Source organism: Maribacter sp. (genome assembly GCF_039968975.1).
Lineage (GTDB): Bacteria > Bacteroidota > Bacteroidia > Flavobacteriales > Flavobacteriaceae > Maribacter.
The window spans coordinates 1-7111 of record NZ_JBDVOT010000199.1; the positions used below are offsets into that span (position 1 = coordinate 1).

Sequence of the window (7111 nt, forward strand, 5' to 3'; positions counted from 1 at the left end):
GTTGGGTGCTTTCTTCTTTTGTACGGCCTTAAAAAATTGATTGGTATCTTTTGCCAATGGTGAAAGAAAAAATAACACCAAGCTTGATGTTATTATTAATCCCCATTGCCAAATTTGTACTTCAGTCATATATTTATTTTAAATCTCAATTTTCTGGTATTTCAGATATTCTTTTCTTTCCAATTCTATTACTCATTCCACCAAACGGGCACATTAATACTATTGCCTTCTGTATTACTAGAAGCTTCAGTGTAATTGGCATTATTTAATGCTTCTTCTTCAGCAGGATAAGGCATGCGTATGGGAATTAAATTATTATTTAAACTAGCAGAAATTGTTTTCAATTGCGGAAAACCTGTTCTTCTATATTCAATCCAACCCTCATAACCGTTTATACTATTTGCTATCCATTTTTGTGTGATGATATTTTCTAATGCATCTCCATTATTTAAAGCTGCGTCAACTGCTAAGTAATCAGTTGGTAGTTCTACTTGCCAGTATGCAAAAGCTTGTGTTACGCCCGTATTATAAAGCGTTTCTGTATCTGCAGTAATAAAACCTTTTTGTGCTGCTTCGGCTAATAAAAAGTGCGTTTCCATGCTGGTCATGAAGTTGGCATCTAAAAGCCCTGTATTTTCTCTAAAAATAGTCCCTAACAGAGAGTAATCTGCTAACGATACCCCTGCTGATGCATCAATCCCATTTAATAGTCCATTATATTCGCCATTCGTGCTATTACCGAATGGTTGATACAATTGTGCAATACGTGGATCATTTAAATCTGTCAAAATTTCCTCCATTGTTTCTGAAAGCACATAATTATTGAAGTCACCAACTCTAAGTTGTGCCAGTCTAAAACTATTTGGCTCTCCGTCCGTAAAGTTGAAAATTGCATTTTCGCTATTCTGGTCAATGAAATTTCCTTCTGTAAATATGCTTTGTAATTGAGTGACAATATCTATTTTCTCTGAAACTCGCATTAGATATTTAATCTTTAAAGAGTTTGCAAAACGGATCCATCCGTCTAAATCACCATTAAATAAAATATCACCTTCTAACGCTATGGTACCTGAGTAGTTCTGTATGGCTAAAATTCCTTTATCAAGGTTGTCAAATATTCCTCCTTCATCCATATAAATAGACTCCTGAGTGTCATAGTTAGGGGTTACGGTTTGCGTATCTCCTTTAAATGCTTCTGAATATGGGACATCACCAAATAAATCTGTTAAGCCAGCCGCCATGTAAGCCTTCATTATTCTTGCGGGACCTTCATAAACGGCATAAGCAGCATTCTCTTGAGACAAATTCAGTATAATTTCATTATCACGTAAATTCTGGTAGAATATAGGCCACGGATTACCACCTAATTGCGGAGATTTTAAATCATGCCTGTCAAATAAGTTAAAATCAAGAGCCGTACTGTATTGACCAAGTAAGTTACCTGCCGTAAAACCTTCGTAAGACATTTGCTCACCATAATCATAGATGACCTGTCTTAACAAAAGACTTGGTTGTACGGTAACCGGATCGTTGGTGTTTGTATTAATTTCTTCAAAATCTTTGGTACAGCCAACGACCAATAATAAGATTAGAATGTTATATATATGTTTCATCTTCTTTTTCTTAAAAATTAAATCCGGCTTTAAAACCTATACTTCTGGTGGTGGCGTATGACATATCTTCAACGCCACTTATAAATCCTTGTCCTTGCACCGCTAACTGCTCTGGGTCAAAATGTGGATTCTCGGTTATTGCAAATAAGTTTTTTCCAATTAAAGATAAATTCAAGGTTGCATCTAAATTGAACAGGCTAAGGTTATCAAACGTATAACCAACGGATACTTGACGTAGCTTTAAAAAAGAAGCATCATATGTATTGTTTTCTTCATGGTTTCTGTCATAAAACTGACGATAGTAACTTTCTGCCGTAACAGCAACCGTATTTGGAGTATATACAGGATTGTCAGCAGTGCCGGTATTTACTACGCCTACCGGTACAATGCCTTCTTCTGGTCTATATGCCGTCTCTGCCAATTGACCACCAACATTACCCAATGCTCTTGTTCTGGAAACAATGATTCCGCCTTGTCGCCAATCGAAAAGGAACCCCATGTTCCAATTCTTGTAATTGAATTGATTATTGAAGCCTAGCATAAAATCTGGGTTATAATTCCCTAGTTTCTGAAGTTCATTGTCTGGTATGTACCTGCCTTCATCCGTTAAGATAAAATCACCATTTTCGTTTTTTAAATATCCTGTACCATATAGGTCACCAACACGACCACCTTCTTCCGCTTGTAAAAATACCGTTTGGTTTTGACTGTCGTAAATTCTGGAGTATGCCAGTGTTAATCGCCCTTCATCTTGTGGTAAGTTTTCTACCGTAGACCTGTTTGTGCTAAAATTTAAAGTACTGCTCCATTTTAAATTTTGACTGATTACTGGCGATAAACCAAGTATAATCTCAACACCTTTAGAACGTACTTCACCACCATTAACTACTTGTTGGGTATAACCTGAAGATATACCAATAGGCAAAGAAATGATTTGATCTTTAGTCAAGGCATTATAATAAGAAACATCAAAACGGACCTGGTCACCAAATAGCCGTATGTCTGCGCCTACTTCAAACGAGGAGGTTAATTCTGGTTGAAGATTTGCGTTTGCGATGGTGTTTGAGTTACTAAAAGTTGGTTGCCCATTAAAAGGAGTTTGTGCTACAAATGCACCTGTAGTTTGGTACGGATCTGTATCATTACCAACTTGTGCCCAACTTGCCCGTAATTTTGCAAATGAGATGGCTTTAGGTAATGCAACCACTTCTGATAGTATAAAACTACTAGAAAAAGATGGATAAAAGAATGAGGTGTTATCTACCGAAAACGGAGTTGCCAATGCGCTTGACCAATCGTTTCTGCCGGTAATATCCAAGAAAAGGAAATCTTTATATCCAAATTTTGCCAAGCCATAAAAACTGTTGATTCGTTTATTAGATTCAAATTCGAACACTTCTATAGGAGAAGCTGCATTAGATAGTCTAAAGATACCCGGCTGTGCCAAACTCGTGGTTTGTGATTGCGAGGTAAATGCTTTTTGATCTAATCTGTTTCCGCCAAAGGAAACATCTACACTTATATCATTGAATTGATTAGCGTAATTTAAAAGAAAATCTGTGTTTATTTCCCTAAAAAATACATCATGCTCTGCGTAACCACCATTTACAAATCTGTTAGAACTATAGGCTCTCTGTAATTGGCGTAATTCACTTGAATAATCCATTCCGGTTCTAATAGTTGCCGTAACATGTTCGGTAATATCATAACTAGCGGAAATATTTCCGAAAACTCTGTCCCTATTAAAAGAGTTTCGGTTTTCATTAAGAATGAAATACGGATTATCAAAAAATGTATAATTATAGGAATATTGTTGTAAGCCCTCTAAACCTGGTTGCCAGTAGTTTTTTAAGTTTTCAATGTTTAACGAACGTGGACCCCAAGCTACTAATGAATAATTGGCATTTTCAGATCCATAGCCATTAGACGGTCTATTGTCACTACTAGAATTAATATAGCTTATAGATGAATTGATGCGCAGCTTATCAATTGGTTGAAAATTTAACCGTGTACCTATAGTTTGTCTGTCTAGATTAACTCCGGGTATTATTGATTCGCTTCGTAAATCGGTAAAGGAAAGACGAAAACTCCCTTTGTCGAAGCCGTTAGAAATAGCGATATTATTAATTAGCGTTGTTCCTGTTTCATAGAAGTCTTTCAAATTATCGGGGTTAGACTTAAACTCGGTCGGTGTTATAGGTATACCGCTGTAAAGGGCAGTATCACCACCACGTACAATGGTGCCGTCCGCTAAAGTTACGGGACTGTCATATTGTGGAATAAGATTACCGACATCTAAACGTGGTCCCCAGCTATACGTAATCAGGTCATTTGTTCCTCCACCTAATCCATCTACAAAAGCAAATTCACCAGAATTACCTTGTCCAAATTCATTTTGAAAATCGGGCAATTGAAACGCTGAATCCACAAAAAAGCTGGTGTTGTAACTAACGCCCAAACCTTTTGAGTTTTTGCCGCTTTTGGTTTCTATGATAATAACACCGTTTGATGCTCTTGTACCATAAAGAGCTGCCGCACTTGGTCCTTTTAAAACAGATACTTCTGCAATATCATCAGGGTTAACATCCATGGCGCCGTTTCCAAAATCTATTTCTTGAAATCCGGCTGCAGCTTCATTAGTAAAGTTAAAGACCGAGTTATTGTTTATAGGTATTCCGTCTACAACAAATAACGGATTGTTATTAGAGAAAGAGGCTTCGCCACGAATAGTAATTTTTGATGATGATCCAACACCGGTAGCACCTTGGTTAATGGTTACACCTGCTAGTTTACCAGAAAGATTGTCTAAAAAATTCACTGATTTTACCTCTGTAACTCCTTTTGCATCTAAGCTTTGAACTACATAGCCTAATTCTTTTGTTTCCCGTTTTAAACCTAACGCCGTCAACACCACTTCATCTAAAACTTCAGATGAATCTGCCAAGGTAATATTAATGGTACGTCTATTATTTATGGAGACCATTTGAGTTTCAAAGCCTAAAACCGAAAATTCAATGGCGCCAGAAAGGTTGGGTACATTTATAGTATACACGCCATTTTCATTGGTGGTAGATCCCGTTACGGTGCCAGACAATAAAATGTTAACGTATGGTATTGTATTTCCATCGGTATCTGTAACAGTACCTGTAATTGTTTCTTGAGCATTGACCATGTTTATCATAAACACCGTCAACACTAATAAAAAGTGTTTCATATATAGCTTTGGACTGAGTTTTCATTTACCCAACTATTGGATAAAGGGGGTCTTAGATAAATGAAGCTACAGGTGAGCCCTTGTTATAAGGAAAGCTATTAGGATATAGGGTAGAGAAGTTTTGGTTAGTGTAGTATAGACTTCTGTTAGTTTTTAAAATATCGGTAATCAACAATACAAGTGTCGATGATAAATCAGAAGAAAAAGATAGAATAGAATGTAAATCCCTTTCGTTATCCAAATCTTGTAATACGGGTAATTTTATTAATTCTGAAGAATCTTCATGTAACCATAATGAAATTTGGTGGTACAAGCCTAAGCGTTGCCAAGGCAAATTTTGAAATTGAGAAGCCTCAAAGTTAGATTTTTGAAGTCCTAACAAATAGAATCCACCATCAATTGAAGGTCCAATTACGGTCTTGCCCTTAGCTAATTGTTGTGCGGTATGCTTAAGATGATGTGTTTTTAAATGTGGAGTGTCATTACCTATTGTAATAATATTAGAAAAACCGCTATTGAAAACACTGGCAATAGCATTAGTAAAACGTTCACCAAAAGAAGAACCAACTTGATCTTCATCTGAAAAGTGGAAAACGGGTAAACCCGTTTTTTTCGCTTTTTTAAGCGTAGAGCGAGTTAAAACATCAAATAATTCTTCACCCCTAAGTATATGCTTATTCGCCAAATCTTGTTTGGCGGAATTGGCAAATACCAAAATTGCAGTACTTAGTGAATTCAATTGATTGATCTTTCTAGTTGTTAAACTTACGTAAAAATAAAGCAAAGGTTTTTCAAGAATGCAAAATCTTAAAATTAAAACATAAGAAAATACTTACTTTAAGTCAAAATGACAGTTTTAGACCATGTGGTCGGTTTTATATCTTACATTTATAAAGCACCTTACTTATTTTACCTTTAAACTCACTGTAAACTCAGTTTATCTACAACATTTGTTATTAAGATCTGGCAAAAATTTAAGGTTACAGACTGGTTAGTCTAAAAAAAGCCTTAAAATTTCAATCAGTTTTAATTTTTTTTTAGCATTGACAGCAATATGCGTGGCATAGGTATTGTAATTAGGACATCAGAAGAATTATAAAAATTTAAATACATATGAAATCAAACACAAATAACAGCAGCGCTTGGAAGGTTTACTTCTCCTCAGCAGTTATTGCTCTGGTTGTTAGTTACGGAGTAATACAATTTAACAAAAAAGATGTAAAAGAAACTAGCGGGGTAACCGTAGTAGAATCTGTACCAGGGGCACAAGCTTTGTATACAAAGGATAATGAAGGAAATATTAAGCCTTTGGATTTTACGGAAACCTCTGAAAAGGTTTTAGATGCCGTAGTACATATTAAATCTACCCAAACGGGATCCACAAGCCAAAGTCAAGGAGCTCGAGAATTGCCAGATCCATTTAAAGAGTTTTTTGGTGATATGTTAAAGGGGCAATCTCCAAACGGGGCGCAGTCAAGACCTAGGGTCGGTACGGGATCAGGAGTAATTATCAATGACAAAGGGTATATTGTTACTAATAATCATGTAATTGATAATGCAGATGAAGTTGAGGTAACTTTATACAACAATCAATCATACAAAGCCACGGTTATTGGTACAGACCCTACTACAGATTTAGCTTTGTTACAGATTAAAGCAGATAATTTAAAAACGATGTCTTTGGTCAATTCAGATGATGTAGAAGTAGGTGAGTGGGTATTGGCCGTTGGTAACCCTTTAGGGTTGAATTCTACAGTTACAGCAGGTATCGTAAGTGCTAAAGCAAGAAGTATACATATTAATACAGATAAGTTTGCGGTAGAAAGTTTTATACAGACAGATGCCGCTATTAACCCTGGTAACAGTGGTGGTGCTTTAGTTAATTTAGACGGAAACCTTGTTGGTATCAATACTGCCATAGCAAGTACTACAGGTACATATACAGGCTACGGATTTGCAGTACCTAGTAATATAGTTACCAAAGTGGTTGAAGATTTACTAAAATTCGGTAACGTGCAACGTGGTATGTTGGGTGTTACTATTAGAACAATGGACAGTAACTTGGCGAAAGAAAAGGATGTTGACTTTACCAAGGGTGTTTGGGTAGAACAAGTAGGTGAAGATAGTGGTGCAGATTTAGCAGGTATGGAATCTGGTGATATTATCGTTAGCGTAAACGGTAAAGAAACAGGTACGTCACCAAGACTTCAAGAAATTATAGCAGGTAAAAGACCTGGTGATAAAGTCGCTATTGTTGTCAATAGAAATGGAAAGGAAAAAGAAC

The 7111-nt window shown here is 36.2% G+C and carries 4 protein-coding genes; 1 reads left to right on the forward strand and 3 read right to left on the reverse strand.

All coding sequences use genetic code 11. The features are described 5' to 3' along the window. Positions 1 to 188: 188 nt before the first annotated feature. From ABJI11_RS13645 to ABJI11_RS13655, 3 genes are read right to left on the reverse strand one after another with little or no spacing between them, the layout of a single operon-like run. Positions 189 to 1613, reverse strand: a complete 1425-nt coding sequence (locus tag ABJI11_RS13645; protein WP_348353267.1) for a SusD/RagB family nutrient-binding outer membrane lipoprotein — start codon at positions 1611 to 1613, stop codon at positions 189 to 191. A gap of 10 nt (positions 1614 to 1623) precedes the next feature. Further along, positions 1624 to 4827 carry a SusC/RagA family TonB-linked outer membrane protein gene (locus ABJI11_RS13650; RefSeq protein WP_348353270.1) on the reverse strand — a complete coding sequence of 1068 codons (3204 nt, stop codon included), beginning with the start codon at positions 4825 to 4827 and terminating at the stop codon, positions 1624 to 1626. Positions 4828 to 4879: 52 nt separating this feature from the next. Further along, positions 4880 to 5566, reverse strand: coding sequence for a DUF2064 domain-containing protein (locus ABJI11_RS13655; protein ID WP_348353272.1), 687 nt, complete (start codon positions 5564 to 5566; stop codon positions 4880 to 4882). 374 nt (positions 5567 to 5940) lie between these two features. Here ABJI11_RS13655 and ABJI11_RS13660 point away from each other — a divergent pair. Next, on the forward strand, positions 5941 to 7111 hold a 1171-nt coding region (locus ABJI11_RS13660), incomplete at its 3' end, for a trypsin-like peptidase domain-containing protein (RefSeq protein ID WP_348353275.1).